This window comes from Pseudomonas sp. HPB0071, from assembly GCF_000478505.2.
Taxonomy (GTDB): domain Bacteria; phylum Pseudomonadota; class Gammaproteobacteria; order Pseudomonadales; family Pseudomonadaceae; genus Chryseomonas; species Chryseomonas luteola.
The window spans coordinates 897,297-913,388 of sequence record NZ_KI517367.1 but is presented as its reverse complement, the minus strand read 5'-3'; the positions used below and the strand labels follow the sequence as shown (position 1 = coordinate 913,388).

At 57.1% G+C, this 16,092-nt stretch carries 15 protein-coding genes; 5 read left to right on the top strand and 10 right to left on the bottom strand.

The window, feature by feature from the left end; translation table 11 throughout:
* Positions 1-76: 76 nt before the first annotated feature.
* From fis to HMPREF1487_RS04555, 9 genes are all read right to left on the bottom strand, one after another.
* A complete protein-coding gene (gene fis / locus HMPREF1487_RS04595) occupies positions 77-397 on the bottom strand; it encodes a DNA-binding transcriptional regulator Fis (protein ID WP_010795429.1) in 321 nt (106 codons plus the stop codon).
* Positions 394-1,389, bottom strand: a complete 996-nt coding sequence (dusB, locus tag HMPREF1487_RS04590) for a tRNA dihydrouridine synthase DusB (protein WP_010795428.1) — start codon at positions 1,387-1,389, stop codon at positions 394-396. Before dusB ends, fis begins: the two co-directional genes overlap by 4 nt.
* A gap of 178 nt (positions 1,390-1,567) precedes the next feature.
* Positions 1,568-2,845, bottom strand: a complete 1,278-nt coding sequence (locus tag HMPREF1487_RS04585; protein ID WP_010795427.1) for a DUF3426 domain-containing protein — start codon at positions 2,843-2,845, stop codon at positions 1,568-1,570.
* A gap of 106 nt (positions 2,846-2,951) precedes the next feature.
* Positions 2,952-3,827, bottom strand: a complete 876-nt coding sequence (gene prmA / locus HMPREF1487_RS04580) for a 50S ribosomal protein L11 methyltransferase (protein ID WP_010795426.1) — start codon at positions 3,825-3,827, stop codon at positions 2,952-2,954.
* Between the two features lie 80 nt (positions 3,828-3,907).
* The gene (accC, locus tag HMPREF1487_RS04575; protein WP_010795425.1) at positions 3,908-5,254 is read right to left on the bottom strand and encodes an acetyl-CoA carboxylase biotin carboxylase subunit; all 1,347 of its coding nucleotides are present in this window, start codon (positions 5,252-5,254) and stop codon (positions 3,908-3,910) included.
* Between the two features lie 16 nt (positions 5,255-5,270).
* Entirely contained in the window at positions 5,271-5,726 is a 456-nt protein-coding gene (gene accB / locus HMPREF1487_RS04570) for an acetyl-CoA carboxylase biotin carboxyl carrier protein (RefSeq protein WP_010795424.1), read from the bottom strand.
* Positions 5,727-5,813: 87 nt separating this feature from the next.
* Positions 5,814-6,266: a type II 3-dehydroquinate dehydratase gene (aroQ, locus tag HMPREF1487_RS04565; RefSeq protein WP_010795423.1), complete on the bottom strand. Its 453-nt coding sequence runs from the start codon at positions 6,264-6,266 to the stop codon at positions 5,814-5,816.
* Positions 6,267-6,390: 124 nt separating this feature from the next.
* Complete coding sequence (locus HMPREF1487_RS04560) at positions 6,391-8,172, bottom strand: protein-disulfide reductase DsbD (protein WP_010795422.1); 1,782 nt, start codon at positions 8,170-8,172, stop codon at positions 6,391-6,393.
* Between the two features lie 90 nt (positions 8,173-8,262).
* Positions 8,263-9,891 (bottom strand): response regulator, encoded by a 1,629-nt coding sequence (locus HMPREF1487_RS04555; protein WP_010795421.1) that lies wholly within the window; start codon positions 9,889-9,891, stop codon positions 8,263-8,265.
* Between the two features lie 208 nt (positions 9,892-10,099).
* On the opposite strand from HMPREF1487_RS04555, the gene HMPREF1487_RS04550 reads away from it, so the two are divergent.
* The 4 genes from HMPREF1487_RS04550 (at position 10,100) to speA (ending at position 14,850) form a co-directional block, all read left to right on the top strand.
* The gene (locus HMPREF1487_RS04550; RefSeq protein WP_010795420.1) at positions 10,100-11,155 is read left to right on the top strand and encodes a DUF2333 family protein; all 1,056 of its coding nucleotides are present in this window, start codon (positions 10,100-10,102) and stop codon (positions 11,153-11,155) included.
* A gap of 137 nt (positions 11,156-11,292) precedes the next feature.
* Positions 11,293-12,282, top strand: coding sequence for an aldo/keto reductase (locus tag HMPREF1487_RS04545; protein ID WP_010795419.1), 990 nt, complete (start codon positions 11,293-11,295; stop codon positions 12,280-12,282).
* 188 nt (positions 12,283-12,470) lie between these two features.
* On the top strand, positions 12,471-12,842 hold the full coding sequence (locus tag HMPREF1487_RS04540; protein WP_010795418.1) for a translation initiation factor Sui1: 372 nt from the start codon (positions 12,471-12,473) through the stop codon (positions 12,840-12,842).
* Between the two features lie 94 nt (positions 12,843-12,936).
* Entirely contained in the window at positions 12,937-14,850 is a 1,914-nt protein-coding gene (gene speA / locus HMPREF1487_RS04535) for an arginine decarboxylase (protein ID WP_010795417.1), read from the top strand.
* Positions 14,851-14,885: 35 nt separating this feature from the next.
* Here the strand turns inward: speA and mtgA are convergent, their stop codons facing one another.
* Entirely contained in the window at positions 14,886-15,581 is a 696-nt protein-coding gene (gene mtgA, locus HMPREF1487_RS04530; RefSeq protein WP_010795416.1) for a monofunctional biosynthetic peptidoglycan transglycosylase, read from the bottom strand.
* A gap of 67 nt (positions 15,582-15,648) precedes the next feature.
* Here mtgA and HMPREF1487_RS04525 point away from each other — a divergent pair, with 67 nt between their 5' ends.
* A complete protein-coding gene (locus HMPREF1487_RS04525; RefSeq protein WP_010795415.1) occupies positions 15,649-16,020 on the top strand; it encodes a DUF423 domain-containing protein in 372 nt (123 codons plus the stop codon).
* The last annotated feature ends 72 nt before the right edge of the window (positions 16,021-16,092 follow it).

Genomic DNA, 16,092 nt, shown 5'->3' with positions numbered 1-16,092 from the left:
AAAGTCCATCGGTCAGGCGAGAGGAAGGGCTGTCCAGAACCGGACCTTGCTCGACCGGCTCTGGACATCATGAGAATCAGAGCAGATCGTATTGCTTGAGCTTTTTGCGCAGGGTGCCGCGATTCAAGCCGAGCATCTCAGACGCCTTGGTCTGGTTGCCCTTGACGTAATTCATTACGCTTTCCAGCAAGGGGGCTTCGACTTCACACAACACCATGTTGTAGACATCGGTAACCGGCTGGCCGTCCAGGTGAGCGAAATAGTTGCGAAGCGCCTTTTCAACGCTGTCTCGCAGGGTCTGGCCTTCCTGCAGCGGTGCCGTCAGGTGCTGCTTCAGATTGGCATTGTCGCTCACAGGCGTGATTCCAGTCATAGAGTTATCGGTCAACGAAGTCATGCCACTTCCTTCCCATCAGATGGGCACTGCGCGAAAAAGGCGCAAATGCTGGCGTGTTGTGCGTCCATATCTTGGAGACGGTTGAACTGAGCGCGAAAGTCCTGAGCGCCAGGAAGAGCTGAAAGATACCAGCCTACGTGCTTGCGAGCGATCCGTACGCCCATTTCGGGGCCGTAGAAACCATGCAACTCGGACAAATGGCCCAGCAGGATCTGTTCCACTTCGCCAAGGGTCGGTGCCGGCAGATGCTGGCCTGTACGCAGGTAATTATCGATCTCTCGGAAGATCCAGGGTCTCCCTTGCGCCGCACGGCCAATCAGCAGGGCATCGGCACCGGTATGGTCCAGCACGTAGCGAGCCTTTTCCGGTGAGTCGATGTCACCGTTGGCAAAAATCGGAATGGAAACCGCCTGCTTGATTTCAGCGATGGTGTCGTATTCCGCTGTCCCGGTATACAGATCGGCCCGCGTCCGTCCGTGCACGGAGAGTGCCGCAATACCGGCCTGCTCTGCAATGCGGGCAATCGTCACGCCATTGCGGTGTTCACGGTCCCAACCTGTACGGATCTTGAGCGTGACGGGCACGTCAACGGCGGCTACGACGGCATCCAGGATATCGGCTACCAGCGCTTCATCTTTCATCAGCGCCGAACCGGCTGCCTTGTTGCAGACCTTTTTAGCCGGGCAACCCATATTGATGTCGATGATCTGTGCACCCAGCTCGACATTGCGCTGTGCCGCTTCAGCCAGCATGGCTGGATCGCCGCCGGCAATCTGCACCGAGCGCGGCTCGGCCTCACCGTCGTGAATCAGGCGTAGCCGTGACTTGCGGCTGTTATACAGACGAACGTCGCTGGTTACCATTTCCGATACGACCAGACCTGCACCAAGCTGACGACACAGCTGGCGGAATGGGCGATCAGTCACCCCGGCCATTGGCGCGAGGATCAGTGGGTTGGGCAATGTATATGGGCCGATGCGTACCATCGACATGAGTTTCCCTGGCCGAAATTACCTTATCCAATAGCAACTGCAGGCGCTTTGGAGGTACGGGTGTACTGGAAAAGGGTCGGCAATGATACCCGCTCGCCGTGTCCGGATAAAGGCTGAATTGAACAAAAACTGAACAGTTCAGCCTGGCCCGGACACCTTTGCCATGTTGGAGTGTTTTTTACTCGGGCGAATGAAAGCTGAGGCTGTAATTTACAGCTCGGCTGCCTGGATCAAGAATGTCCAGCGAGATATGAATAGGTGTCTGCGGTGGCATCTCGGTCTGTCCTTTCAATTCGCCGCCCAGGTATTCCCACGGCTTGAACCGACGGCTGGCAATGAGCTGCCCATTCAGGTCGGCAAAGCGCAGTTCCAGAAGCGGGAAGGGCTGTGAGAACGTTGCCCGGTTATACAGGATCGCATCGACCTGTAGCGCGCCTGAAAATTCTGGGTGACTGCGTACAACCAGGTTGCTGCTACGGATCTGTTTTACATCGACCTTGGACGGAACCTTGCAGTCCGCCCACGCGCAGAACTGAACAAACCAGGGGCGATACTGGTCTTGACGCGCCAGCTCGTCGAAATGAAAGCCAACGTACTGAGCAAATAGACCAAACAGGGCAACCAGATTCAACAGCACCCAGCCGAGCCGCTTGGCCCACTGCTTCTTCGGCGGTTGCCAGTCGAGCTGCAATGGCTCGTCATGAAGGTCGAGCAACGTGTCGTTACGCAGAGCGGGCTCGGCACGTACAGGCGTGGCTTCCCGGTCAGAGGGCGCCGTGTCGCCCACATGAGGTTCGGCCGCTTCGATAGACTGATCGTGATTGTCCTTCTCGTCAGCCCTCAGGGATGATTCAAGCTCGGGCTCGTCTGCCTCATTCGAGGCATGCAGCCCTAGCGAGGGCTCTTCATGAGCATGATCTTCCTCGATGGTGTCGAGCGTTAAAGTCGGTTCCTGGCGCTGCTCGTTGTCAGATTCTGCACTTTCCTCGCGCAGCAGGGCCTCAGCCCAGCTTTCATCATAAACCGGTGTGGTTTTCGAGGCGGGTTTCTGCTGTCCAAATGTTGGCAGGGGAGGAAGGCGTTGCGCCGACTCCATGGCGTCCAGCTTGGCCAGCTCTTCATCCAGGTCAAGCCCGTCCAGATCCAGGTCATCATGGATCAATAGAGTGTCCGAAGGGTGCTTGGGCAGTGCTTCGGCGGCATCTGAAACATGGCTGATAGACTGGGGCTGCGTCGAAGGTGACTGAGCCATAGGGGGCGCAGGCTGAATGACGACGGCTGTCGACTCGATGACGGGCTTGAGCGGTGTCGGCAATCCTTCGAGATGCTGAGTGGCATCGAAGATTTCAAGGCAGGCGCCGCAACGCACGTTGCCTTGGGCAATCGCCAAATGCTCCTGCTTGACTCGAAAGCGAGTACTGCAATGCGGGCATTGAGTGACGTAGGTTTCAGTCATTATGGCGATCTGGTCTGGTCCTGCGGAAAAGCCGACTAGTTTACTCTAACGCTCAAGGCTGAAAAGTGGCTCGTTGAAGCCACTTTTTTGCCGCACGTCGTTCATCTTAGCGTTTTATGCCCGTAATTCTGATCCAGCCTTCGCGCTCGGCCGTAGGATCCAGCTCGAAATCGGCACTGTAGGCGGCGCGTACCTCTTCCGCCTGCTCCGCCAGAATGCCGGACAAGGCCAGTCGGCCGCCCGATTTTACCAGGCGGCTCAATTGTGGCGCGAGGCTTACAAGCGGGCCGGCCAGGATATTGGCAACAACGACATCAGCCGGTTCGTCCGGCATGTCGGCTGGCAGGTAGACCGGGAAGCGGGCTGGGTCAACGCCGTTTCGATTGGCATTGTCGCGAGAGGCCTCAAGCGCCTGTACGTCGATATCCGTTCCTACGGCACGCGTTGCGCCCAGCAGCAGTGCCGCGATGGCCAGAATGCCCGAGCCGCAGCCAAAATCGATAACCTGATAGCCTTCAAGTGGCTGTCCATCCAGCCATTCGAGGCACAGTGCAGTGGTGGGGTGCGTCCCCGTACCGAAAGCAAGCCCGGGATCCAGATGCAGGTTGACTGCACCCGGCTCGGGCGCTTCATGCCAGCTGGGTACGATCCAGAGGCGCTGACCAAAGCGCATGGGGTGGAAGTTATCCATCCAGCTGCGTTCCCAGTCCTGATCCTCGATATGCTCGATATGAAAATCAGCGCCGGTACCTGCAATAAGTGTCAGGTGTTTCGCCAGGTCCTGCTCATTGATATCTGACTCGAACAGGGCCAGCAGATGCGTCTTGCTCCAAAGAGGCGTTGTGCCCAGGTCCGGCTCGAAAATGGGCTGGTCTTCTGCATCCATGAATGTCACGGAAACAGCACCCAGGCCGAGCAGGGCGTCTTCATAGGGCTCTGCCTGATCAGGGGTAATGGCGAGTCGGACTTGCAGCCACGGCATGGCGAAACCTTTCAAATACGTAAATGGGTAGTTTAAAAAGCAACGGGCCGCATGTGCGGCCCGGGCTTCAAGCAAGGCTATTAGTGTTTCAAGCCTAGCTTCTTCTCCAGATAATGGATGTTCACACCGCCTTTGCTAAAGGCTTCATCGCGTGTAAGCATGCGATGCAGGTCGGCATTGGTTTTGATGCCATCGACAATCAGTTCATCCAGCGCGTTACGCATGCGGGCCATGGCCTCGTCACGGTCACGTCCCCAGGTGATCAGCTTAGCGATCAGCGAGTCGTAGTTCGGCGGAACCTTGTAACCGCTGTACAGGTGCGAATCGACCCGTACGCCATTGCCGCCCGGCGCGTGGAAGTGCTTGACCAAACCAGGCGAGGGCATGAAGGTCTTGGGGTCTTCCGCGTTGATCCGGCACTCGATGGCGTGTCCGGTGATCTTGATGTCTTCCTGTTTGATCGACAGCTTGTTGCCAGCGGCGATGCTCAGCATCTCCTTGACGATGTCGACACCGGTAATCATCTCGGTAACCGGGTGCTCCACCTGAACACGTGTGTTCATTTCGATGAAGTAGAAACGGCCGTCCTCATAGAGGAACTCGAACGTACCGGCACCGCGGTAACCGATCTCAACGCAGGCCTGAACGCAGCGGGCGAGTACTTCGGCACGTGCCTTTTCGTCGATCTGCGGGGCAGGTGCTTCTTCAATGACTTTCTGGTGACGACGTTGCAGCGAGCAGTCGCGGTCGAACAGGTGAACGGCATTGCCCTGGCCATCGGACAGAACCTGAACTTCCACGTGACGCGGGTTGCCCAGAAACTTTTCCAAATAAACCGTAGAGTTGCCAAACGCAGCGCCTGCTTCGGTCTGAGTCATGCTGATGGACTTGATCAGCTCGGACTCTTCGTAAACAACGCGCATGCCACGGCCACCGCCGCCGCCAGCCGCCTTGATGATGACCGGGTAGCCCACTTCGCGTGCAATACGCAGGCACTCGGCTTCGTCGGTTGGCATCGCGCCATCGGAGCCGGGAACCGTGGGTACGCCTGCCTTTTTCATCGCATCCTTCGCGGAGACCTTGTCGCCCATTAGGCGGATCACGTCTGCGGTCGGACCGACAAAGGTAAAGCCGGAGCGCTCGACCTGCTCGGCAAAGTCGGCATTTTCTGCCAGGAAGCCGTAGCCAGGGTGAATAGCGGTGGCGCCGGTAACTTCAGCTGCGCTGATGATGGCCGGGATGTTCAGGTAAGACTGAGGAGACGGGGCGGGGCCGATGCAGACCGATTCGTCGGCCAGGGACAAGTGCATCAACTCACGATCAGCGGTGGAGTGTACGGCCACCGTCTTGATGCCCAACTCCTTGCAGGCACGAACCACACGCAGGGCAATTTCCCCGCGGTTGGCGATCAGGACTTTTTCCAGCATCGCGGACTCCTGTCGATCAGACAATGGTGAACAGCGGCTGGTCAAACTCAACCGGCTGGCCGTTTTCGACCAGGACAGCGCCGATGGTACCGCTGGTTTCGGCTTCGATGTGGTTCATCATTTTCATGGCTTCAACGATGCAGACGATATCGCCTTTTTTCACGGCCTGACCCACTTCGGCGAAAGGCGCGGAGGTAGGAGAGGAGGCGCGATAGAAAGTGCCTACCATGGGCGAGCGAACCACGTTGCCTGTCAGTTGTTGCGCAGCGGGTGCTTCGGCAGCCGGGGCAGCAACCGGAGCGGGTGCAGCAGCCGGGGCAGCGACGGGCGGAGCAGCGTAGACAGCAGTCTGTACAGCACGCTGACTCTGACGGCTGATGCGAACGGATTCTTCGCCTTCACGGATCTCCAGTTCGTCGATTCCGGATTCTTCCAGCAGTTCGATCAGCTTCTTGACTTTACGAATGTCCATTAACGTTGGCACTCCCCTAAGGTCTGTTACGTTTAAGTTTTTGTCGGGCACATCGAGGTGTCGATTCAATGCCCGGTTATGCAGCGGCTAGGCGTTCTGTGCCTTGCCTGTCATTTCGATTGCAGCGTCAAGCGCCATGCGATAACCGCTGGCACCGAGACCGCAGATCACCCCTACGGCAACGTCTGAAAAGTAGGAGTGATGACGAAAGGGTTCTCGCTTGTGCACGTTTGAAAGATGCACCTCGATGAATGGGATGCTCACAGCCAGCAATGCGTCACGTAGCGCAACGCTGGTGTGAGTGAAGGCAGCAGGATTGATCACAATAAAATCCACGCCTTCATGACGAGCGGCATGGATTCGTTCGATCAGTTGGTGCTCGGCATTGCTCTGGAAATAGTCCAGTGTATGTCCGGCCGCTTCCGCGCGACACTTGAGATCCTGGTTGATTTCATCCAGCGTGACTGCGCCGTAGACGCCCGGCTCGCGGGTGCCCAGCAGATTCAGGTTGGGTCCATGCAGGACCAGCAGCGTAGCCATGACGACATCCTTCAACAGGCAAAGCGATGGCCGCGGACTATGCCGCATTGCTCGCTGACTGTCCAGTCGCCCGATGTTTGCTGTAAATGCCAGCACGTTGGGCGAAATTTTATCTAATTGGGGGTTATAAGGTTTCTTGAGCGCGTTCGAGGTGTTTGGCAAACGCATCTGCGCCGATTTCACCAATGACCCTCAGGTCTTGGGCTTCCTGTCCCTTGCGATCAAAAAACTGGATCGCGGGCGGGCCAAAGAGGTGGTAACGATCCAGAAGAGCACGCTGTTGTGCGTTGCTGGCCGTAATGTCGAAGCGTATCAGACGAAAGGCAGTCAGCCGGGCCATGATGGCAGGATCGTTGAACACTTCACGCTCGATTACCTTGCAGCTGATGCACCAGTCGGCATACCAGTCGAGCAGAAGGGGTTGCCCCGCATCCTTTGCGGCCTTCAAGGCAGCATCCAGTTCGGCGGGCGTACTGACCGTCTGCCAATTCGAGGCGCTGGTACTGCTAGACAGGGTGGCAGGAGATGAGGTCATTGTGAGCGGGCGAAGCGGATCTGAGCGGCCTTGCAGCGCACCAATCCATGCCGCTACGGCATAGACCAGCAAGGCCAGTCCCAAAAGCTGAGCCAGCTTTTGACGGGGAGTCTTGGGTGTCAACTCCAAGGCTCCAAGGAACAGCCCGGTTCCGCCGGCCAGCAAGCCCCATAGGGCCAATGCCACAGGGCCGGGCAGCAAGCGTTCCAGCATCCAGACGGCTACTCCGAGGAGCAGAACGCCAAAGGCGTTTCGTACACCCACCATCCAGGCACCGGATTTGGGTAGGAGAGCCCCACCGCCTGTAGCAAAAAGAATAAGTGGAGTACCCATCCCCAAGCCCAGAGCAAACAGCTTGAGTCCACCGCCTAACGCATCACCACTGCTGCTGATGTAGAGCAATGCACCCGCCAGTGGCGCCGAGACACACGGCGATACCAACAGGCTGGAAAGAACGCCCAGCGTGGCTGCACCTAGTACGGAGCCGCCCTTCGCGCCACTGGCCAGGCGGTCGACTGGGTTTCGGATAAAGGCGGGCAGGCGAAGCTCGAACAGTCCAAACATGGCCAGTGCAAAGGCTACGAAGAATGCAGCAAAGGGAACGAGCACCCAGGCCGACTGCAGACGTGCCTGCAGATTGAGGCTTGCGCCAAAAAGCCCCATCAGCGAGCCCAGGAGGGCAAAGCACCCTGCCATGTGCACGACATACACCAGAGAAAGAAATAACCCGCGGCCTGCTGTATGAGAGCTTCTGTCCCGACCGTGAAGCAGGACTGAAGACATGATAGGCAGCATGGGCAGTACGCAAGGGGTAAAGGTCAACCCCAGGCCTGCCAGGAAAAACAGGAGCATGTCACGCCAGTGCCATGCGGTTTCGACTGTCGTTGAAGAGGGCACGGTAGCGGGTAAGGCAGAGGCATCACCCAATGCGATCTGCTTGGTTTCCGGCGGGTAACACAGCCCCTTGTCCGCGCAGCCCTGGTAGGTAATGAACAGCTGTCCGGATGCTCCTGCCTGGGCCAGCGGGACCTCGATATCCACTACATGATGATAAACCTGTACATCGCCGAACCACTCATCATGCTTGGGTTCTCCAGCCGGTAAGACAATGTCCTGTGTCAGGCCCTCTGGTTGTGTGCTGAATTGAAAGCGATGCCGATACAGGTAATAGCCGTCTGCAATAATGAAACGCAGCACCTGTTTATCAGGAGTGGATTCGAGCTGCTCCAGCCGGAACGCCTGGTCAACAGGTAGAAAGACGCTGGCGTTACTTGAAGCGCCAAGAGTCGATGCAGGACGGTTACCGTCAAACAGGCCGGCAGAGACGGGCGGGGCGATAATCAGCAAAAGCAGAAATAACAGGCGGCGCATGACACTCTCGGCAGGTGAAACTCCCGGCCATGATACCGAAAGCGTTCGCCGCTAGCCCTCAGGAATTGTCTCCATATGCGTGATGGATTGTCAGGCTGACGGCTGGGGCTGATAGATTTCCACGCGGTTACGCCCACCGCGCTTGGCCTGATAAAGCGCCTCATCAGCCTGCCTGGCCAGGCTCTTGATGTCCTGGTCGGGCTGCAACTGTGCAACCCCTGCGCTGAACGTGCAGAAGAGGCTTTCCTGCTGGGCTGGATAGCAAATTTCTGAAAACCGTTTGCGGATTTCATCGATCAGTCGCAGGGCATTCTGGCTATCGGTGTCCTGCAGCACCACGGCGAACTCCTCGCCACCGTAACGGCCGATATGATCGGTCTTGCGCAGGCGCTGTTTCAGAAACAGGGCCAGGCTCTTGATTACGCGATCCCCCATAGGATGGCCATATTGATCGTTCACTTTTTTGAAGTGATCGATATCGAGCATGACAAACGACAGGCTTTTGCTGCGTCGGCGAGCCAGAAAACTCGCGTCCTCCAGGAGCTGCAAAATGTGGGTATGGTTATACAGACCTGTCAGACTGTCCTGAACGATGCGCGCTTTGAGGTTACGTGCCCTGGCGGCGCGTGTACGCACGGTGGCGATCAAGTGGCGGGGTTTGATCGGCTTGGTCAAAAAATCATCGCCGCCTTCGCTCATGGCATCCAGCTGCTTGTCCAGATCACCTTCAGCCGAAAGGTAGATAATCGGGACGCTTACATAGCGCTCATGCTGACGGATGACCTTGGCCAGCTCCGTCCCCATGCATTCCGGCATATACATGTCCAGAATGATCAGGTCCGGGTTGAACTCGGCAAGATGCGGCATCACGGCAGTCGGGTTGAGCAGGGTGCGCGTCACAATACCAGCGCTATTCAGGGACATTTCCGTGTGCATCGCCTGAGCGCGCGAGTCGTCGACGATCAGGGCGCGGATCGGGTCGTAATAGGCGACGCGGGTCAGCGTTTCGACCTTTTCAAGCAGGTGCGAGGCATCCAGGGTGCCGGTATAGAACTCGTGGCCACCCGCGCGTACGGCTGCCAGACGCATGGCGGTATCGGCTTCCTCATGGCTGAAGAACAGCACTGGCAGCTTGATAGTCAAGTTCGCCTGGATTTCGGCTGTCAGCTGAAGACCTGCGCCCGGGCCGTTGAAATCCACTTCCATGATGAGCACTGCCGGGTGGCGCTCGGAAATAGCCTGGCGGAATGTGACTGCGTCTTCGAAGATATGAATCGTGACGCCAAAGTACTCCATTTGCAGGGCCAGGCGCTCAGAGCGCTCCCGATCCTGCAGGGCAATATAAATAGGCTTGCGCAACGGGGGCAGGTTGGTGCTTTCCAGCTGATCGCCATGGCGTAAGCCAGTGCGAGACAAGCTTTGCATGAGCTGGCTCAGTTCTGAAATCGTTGTACTGGTCAGGCGTCCCCGGTTGGCCTCGACGGCCAAAAGACAGCCAGCAATCCGTTCTGCCAGCTGGTTGTGCTCCTGCTGATCGAATCGCTGGGCATAGCGCAGGAGGCGATTGTTGGCCTCGGTCAGCTCTTCCAGGCTTGCCGTACTCCACTCCACACGATGCAGGCGTTGCCAGATTTCCAGAACATGTCTGGCCTGGGTGATGACCCTTTGGGCAAAATGGTTCTTGATACGGTCCAGTGAAGGATCGTCATGCTCGCTCATGGTAGTCCGGCTCGTCCTGAGTAAAGATCGGTGGCGATAGGCCATCACTAAAGCCTACCAGCATCGCCTTGCTAGGTCATCGGCTCAGGATCGAGCAACATTAGGACCAAGAGCTGAACGGCTTATGTACACTACCGAGCGTACTTAATCGGCAACCCCTTGTCATAGACGTGGTCGAACGCTGGAGTCGACTATAAGGAATAACATCATGCTGGACTGGAAGAATCGTACAAGCAGTTGGAGGCGGCGGACAGACGGCGCTTCGGCTGTTGGCGGCCGCCCCTGGCTGCGCGCCGTGGCTATCATCATCGGCCTTTATCTGCTCGTGATGTTTATCCTGAGTTGGTACTGGAGCCGCGAGCCGGACCGCTTTCCTGTCCAGCAGCATGCCCAGGAAGCGGCGGCTGCCGCTCAACGCAAACTGGCCCTGGGTTATACCACGGTAGAGACACTCAAGATGGTGGCGGGCACTTTGCTCGACAAGCCAGGCGGCTATCTGTCCAACGATGTTGCGCCCCCTGGTCTCTGGCTCGACAACATGCCTTCCTGGGAATACGGCGTCCTGGTGCAGGTACGTGATCTTTCCCGTGCGCTGCGCAAGGACTTTGCCCGCTCTCAGTCTCAGTCAACGGAAGATGTTGATTTGGCCAAGGCCGAGCCACACTTCAACTTTGACAACCGTAGCTGGGCGATGCCGTCTTCGGAGTCTGAATATCGTGCGGGTATTCGCTCCCTTGACCTTTACTTGGCGCGTCTGGGTGGGCAGGAGCAGCAGCGTGCGCTCTTTTACGCGCGTGCCGATAACCTGCGTAACTGGCTGGGCGACGTAGAGACTCGCCTGGGGTCCCTGTCACAACGGCTCTCCGCCAGTGTGGGCCGCTCTCGTCTGGATGCTGACATCAATCCCAATCAGGATCTGCTCCCCGGACAGGTGCCTGAAGTTCACGAGCGTATCGTTAAAACGCCCTGGCTTCAGATAGATAACGTTTTCTACGAGGCACGCGGGCAGGCCTGGGCGCTGTCTCATATCCTGCGCGCTATCGAAGTAGATTTTGCCGATGTGCTGGCCAAGAAGAACGCAACGGTAAACGTGCGCGAAATCATTCGTGAGCTGGAGGCCGCTCAGCAGCCGGTCTGGAGCCCGATGATTCTCAATGGCAGTGGCTTCGGTATTCTGGCTAACCATTCCCTGGTGATTGCCAATTACATCTCCCGCGCCAATGCGGCAATTATCGACTTGCGCCAGCTGATGGAGCAGGGTTGATACCTCGCCTGGCTGCAGTGTTGCGCTGCAGCCAGGCAACTTTCATTGAACGGCCTGTTCAATACCTCTCCATACGCATGTCTTGCGCTTATCAGGCGTTATCAGCCTATCCACCCCTGAGCCATACAGGAGGTCTCATGTCAGTTGAAACATTGACTATTCAAGGTATATCCCGTCCCGTCAGCCGCATCGCCCTGGGTACCTGGGCGATTGGCGGCTGGATGTGGGGCGGTAGTGATGAATCCAAGGCCATCGCCACGATCCGCAGTGCAGTAGAGCGTGGTATCAATCTGATTGATACTGCGCCCGTCTATGGTTTCGGCAATTCCGAAGAGATCGTGGGCAAGGCGCTGGAAGGAATACGCGATAAAGCAGTGATTGCTACCAAGGTTGCACTGGACTGGAATGATGACGGCCCATTCCGTAACGCTACTCCGGCCCGTATCCGTCAGGAAATCGAAGACTCCCTGCGTCGCCTCAAGACCGATCACATCGACCTTTACCAGGTACATTGGCCAGACCCCTTGACGCCCATTGACGAGACTGCCCGCGAGTTGGAAAAGCTGCGCCAGGAAGGAAAAGTGCTGGCCCTGGGCGTCAGCAACTTCTCGCCTGAGCAGATGGATGCCTTTCGCGATGTTGCCCCTCTGGCAGCGGTACAGCCTCCCTATAACCTGTTCGAGCGCGATATCGAAAAGGACGTACTGTCTTATGCCAAGGATCACGGGCTGGCGGTGTTGGCTTACGGGGCACTGTGCCGCGGCCTGCTGGCCGGTAAAATGTCACCCTCGACACGGTTTGATGGGGACGATTTGCGCAAGGTCGATCCAAAGTTTCAGTCACCGCGTTTTGAGCAGTACCTTGCAGCAGTGGCCGCGCTGGAGGATTACGCCCGTGCTCGCCATGACAAGACGGTCCTGGCGCTGGCTATCCGCTGGATTCTTGATAAGGGCCCAACGATTGCGCTGTGGGGCGCACGAAAGCCCGAGCAGATCGAGGGAGTAGACGAGGCATTCGGCTGGTCCCTGAGCCAGGAGGAGCTAGACGAAATCGATAAAATTCTGACCCGACATGTGACTGATCCGGTAGGGCCGGAATTCATGGCGCCACCGACACGAAAAGGGTAATGAGCCCAGCAGCAGGTTTTCTGTGAGCCTGTCATGAAAATATCCAGCATTGACGCAAATTTGTACTTAGCATTTGCGTTCAATGCTGGTAAATTGCGCGACCTTTTGATGCGCAGCCCCTGCCAGAGTGGGGCGCTCTTGGTTGGTTCTCCAGCCTGTCGCTATCCTGACCCTGTGAGGAATGCCCGGTGGTCAAGAAAGCCTCTTCCTTTGCCGGTCTCGGCGGCCTGGTGTATTCCACCGATAGTGGTCGTCATTGCCCGGCTTGTAACAAACCTCTCGCTGACTGCCTCTGTAAGCAGGCCCCCGTGCAGGCTGGAGACGGTATTGCACGTGTTCGCCGCGAAACCAAAGGTCGTGGCGGCAAGACCGTGACCACGGTCAGTGGTGTGCCTGTGACGGCCGATGAATTGAAAGAATTGGCGAGCACACTGAAGCGGCGGTGCGGTACTGGTGGTGCGTTGAAGGATGGCGTCATCGAGATTCAGGGCGATCATGTCGACCTGCTGATTGACGAGCTGACCAAACGCGGTTTCAAAGCCAAGAAGTCCGGCGGTTAAACGAACGGTTCCACGTTCAGGCCATATCTATCCAAACTTACCGCAGCGATCTGCGGTCAACACCTTATTACCTTTCAACAGGAGAATCTGGCGGATGTCCCCACGACGTACGCGCAAAGATGACGGCAGCCAATGGACCGTAGCCGATAGCCGTAGTGTGTACGGCATTCGCCACTGGGGCGCTGGCTACTTCGCTATCAATGACATCGGCAATGTCGAAGTCCGTCCTCATGGTCCCGATGGAGAGCCCATCGACCTTCATCTACTGGTGGGGCAACTGTGCGAGGCGGGCCTTTCGCTGCCTCTATTGGTGCGCTTCCCTGACATTCTGCAAGGTCGCGTGCGGGCACTGACCGGTGCGTTCGATGCCAATATCGAGCGAATGGAATATGGTGGTCAGTACACGGCCCTGTATCCGATCAAGGTCAATCAGCAGGAAGCGGTCGTCGAGAACATTATTGCCACGCGTAATGTGTCGATCGGGCTCGAGGCTGGCTCCAAACCTGAGCTGATGGCTGTGCTGGCGCTGGCGCCCAAGGGGGGCACCATCGTTTGCAACGGTTACAAGGATCGCGAATTCATACGCCTGGCCTTGATGGGGCTCAAGCTTGGTCACAACGTCTTCATCGTGATCGAGAAGGAGTCCGAAGTCCCGCTGGTGATTGAAGAGGCGGCCGATCTCAAGGTGACTCCGCAGGTAGGTCTCCGCGTTCGCCTGTCATCGCTGGCTTCCAGCAAATGGGCCGATACCGGGGGCGAAAAGTCCAAGTTTGGCCTGTCGGCGGCACAGCTGCTGTCCGTGATCGAGCGTTTCCGCAAGGCAGGACTCGAGCAGGGGGTTCGCCTGCTACATTTCCATATGGGTTCGCAGATTGCCAATCTGGCTGACTATCGTCAGGGTTTCCGTGAGGCCATTCGGTATTACGCCGAACTGCGCGCGCTTGGATTGCCGGTCGATCATGTCGATGTGGGCGGTGGCCTGGGTGTGGACTACGACGGTACGCACTCGCGTAACGCCAGTTCCATCAATTACGACATGGATGACTATGCCGCGACGGTCGTGGGGATGCTCAAGGAGTTCTGCGATCGTCAGGGCCTTCCACATCCAAACATTTTCTCGGAAAGTGGCCGTGCCATGACTGCGCACCATGCCGTGCTGGTCATGCAGGTAACCGATGTCGAGCGCAACAACGACGCCATGCCTGATATCGAGAATTTCTCCGACAAGCCTGAAGTCGTGCAGTGGCTGGTTGAGCTGCTGGGTGATACCGATCCGGAAATGGTGACCGAGACCTATTGGCGTGCAACCCAGTACGTGAGCGAAGCCTCTGCGCAGTATGCGTCAGGTCGCCTGAGCCTGAGTGACAAGGCGCTTGCAGAGCAATGCTACTTTGCGATCTGCCGTCGACTCTACAATCAGCTCAAGGCACGCCAGCGTTCGCATCGCCAGGTGTTGGACGAACTGAACGATAAGCTGGCAGACAAGTACATCTGCAATTTCTCAGTTTTCCAGAGCTTGCCGGATACCTGGGCGATAGGGCAGATCCTGCCTATCGTGCCGCTAACGCGCCTGGATGAAGAGCCGATGCGCCGCGCGGTGTTACAGGATCTGACCTGCGACTCGGACGGCAAAATCAACCATTACGTAGATGAGCAGAGTATCGAGACCAGTTTGCCGGTTCACGATGTGCGTCCGAATGAAGATTACATGTTGGGTGTATTCCTGGTAGGTGCCTATCAGGAAATCCTGGGCGATATGCATAACCTGTTTGGCGATACGGACTCGGTCAACGTCTATCAGGATGCGGATGGCACTGTGCGTCATGGTGGCATCGAGACTCATGACACCATTGAAGACATGCTTCGCTATGTGCACCTCTCGCCAGAGGAGCTGATGACCTACTACCGCGACAAGGTAGCCGGAGCAAAGCTCACTGCACGCGAGCGTACGCAGTATCTGGATGCCTTGCGTCTGGGATTGACCCGCTCGTCCTATCTCGCAGGTTGATCAAAAAAAGGCCCTGGTTATTACCAAGGCCTTTTTTATTTCATGTGCAACAGGTAGTCACTACCGCCCAACTGCCGGACCTGCTGCCGTATCCAGTTGGCACGACGGCTAACGTAAGCGCTAGGATGACTTGGACTCCATTCCCTAGGGTTGGGCAGGATGGCAGCCAGCAGGCTGGCCTGTCGATCCGACAAGTACGGTGCGCCAATACCGAAATGGTGCTGCGCAGCGGCTTCAGCGCCGAAGATGCCAGAATCCCATTCAACGCTGTTGAGGTAAACTTCCAGGATGCGTTGCTTGGGCCAAAGGGTTTCAATCAGCACGGTAAACCAGGCTTCCAGGCCTTTACGTACCCAGCTACGGCCCGTCCAGAGAAATAGATTCTTGGCAACCTGCTGACTGATCGTGCTAGCTCCGCGTAGGGAACCACCGGCTTCGTTATGGCTGAAGGCCTGACGAATGGCGTCCATGTCGAAGCCCCAGTGCTCACTAAAGTGTTGATCCTCTCCTGCCACCACCGACATCTTCAGGTTGTCTGGTAGTTCACGCCATGGCCGCCATTCCCGATACAGATCGATGGGCTTGCCATCGATCCAGGATTCTATCTTTCGTTCGACCATGACCATCGAGCCGGGTGGGGGCACCCAGCGAAAGAGCAACACGAGCAGTACGCTCGCAGCCATGGAGATGAGTGTGTAGCGAAATAGACGGCGTAGAAGAGAGCGCACCATGCGACTTGGTCTTTAGTTATGAGCGGTCCATTATAACGATCGCTTCGATTCTGTCTGGGAGTTATCCATGCTTCGTACGTTTCTCATGCTGGCCGCCGTGTTTGGCTTTACTGGCGTCGGCCTTGGTGCATTCGCCGCCCATGGTTTGAAAGGGCGACTGTCGCCGGAGCACCTGGCTGTATTCCAGACCGGCGTGTTATATCAGCTCATACATGCCCTGGCATTGCTGGGCGTTGCCCTGCTGGCGACGCATCTGCAGGGACGTCTGGTCAGCTTGGCCGGCGCCTTCTTCGCCATAGGGATTATTCTGTTCTCTGGCAGCCTTTATGTTCTGACATTGTCCGGTATCAGCAAGCTGGGCATCATCACGCCTTTTGGCGGGCTCGCCTTCCTGGCAGGGTGGGTTTGTCTTGGATTGGTGGCCTGGCGTCTGGCCTAGATGACGATACAACGTTGGTCATCGTGGCAGAAGGGGCTAGAATGCAGCCCTTCATACATTTCAGACCGCTTC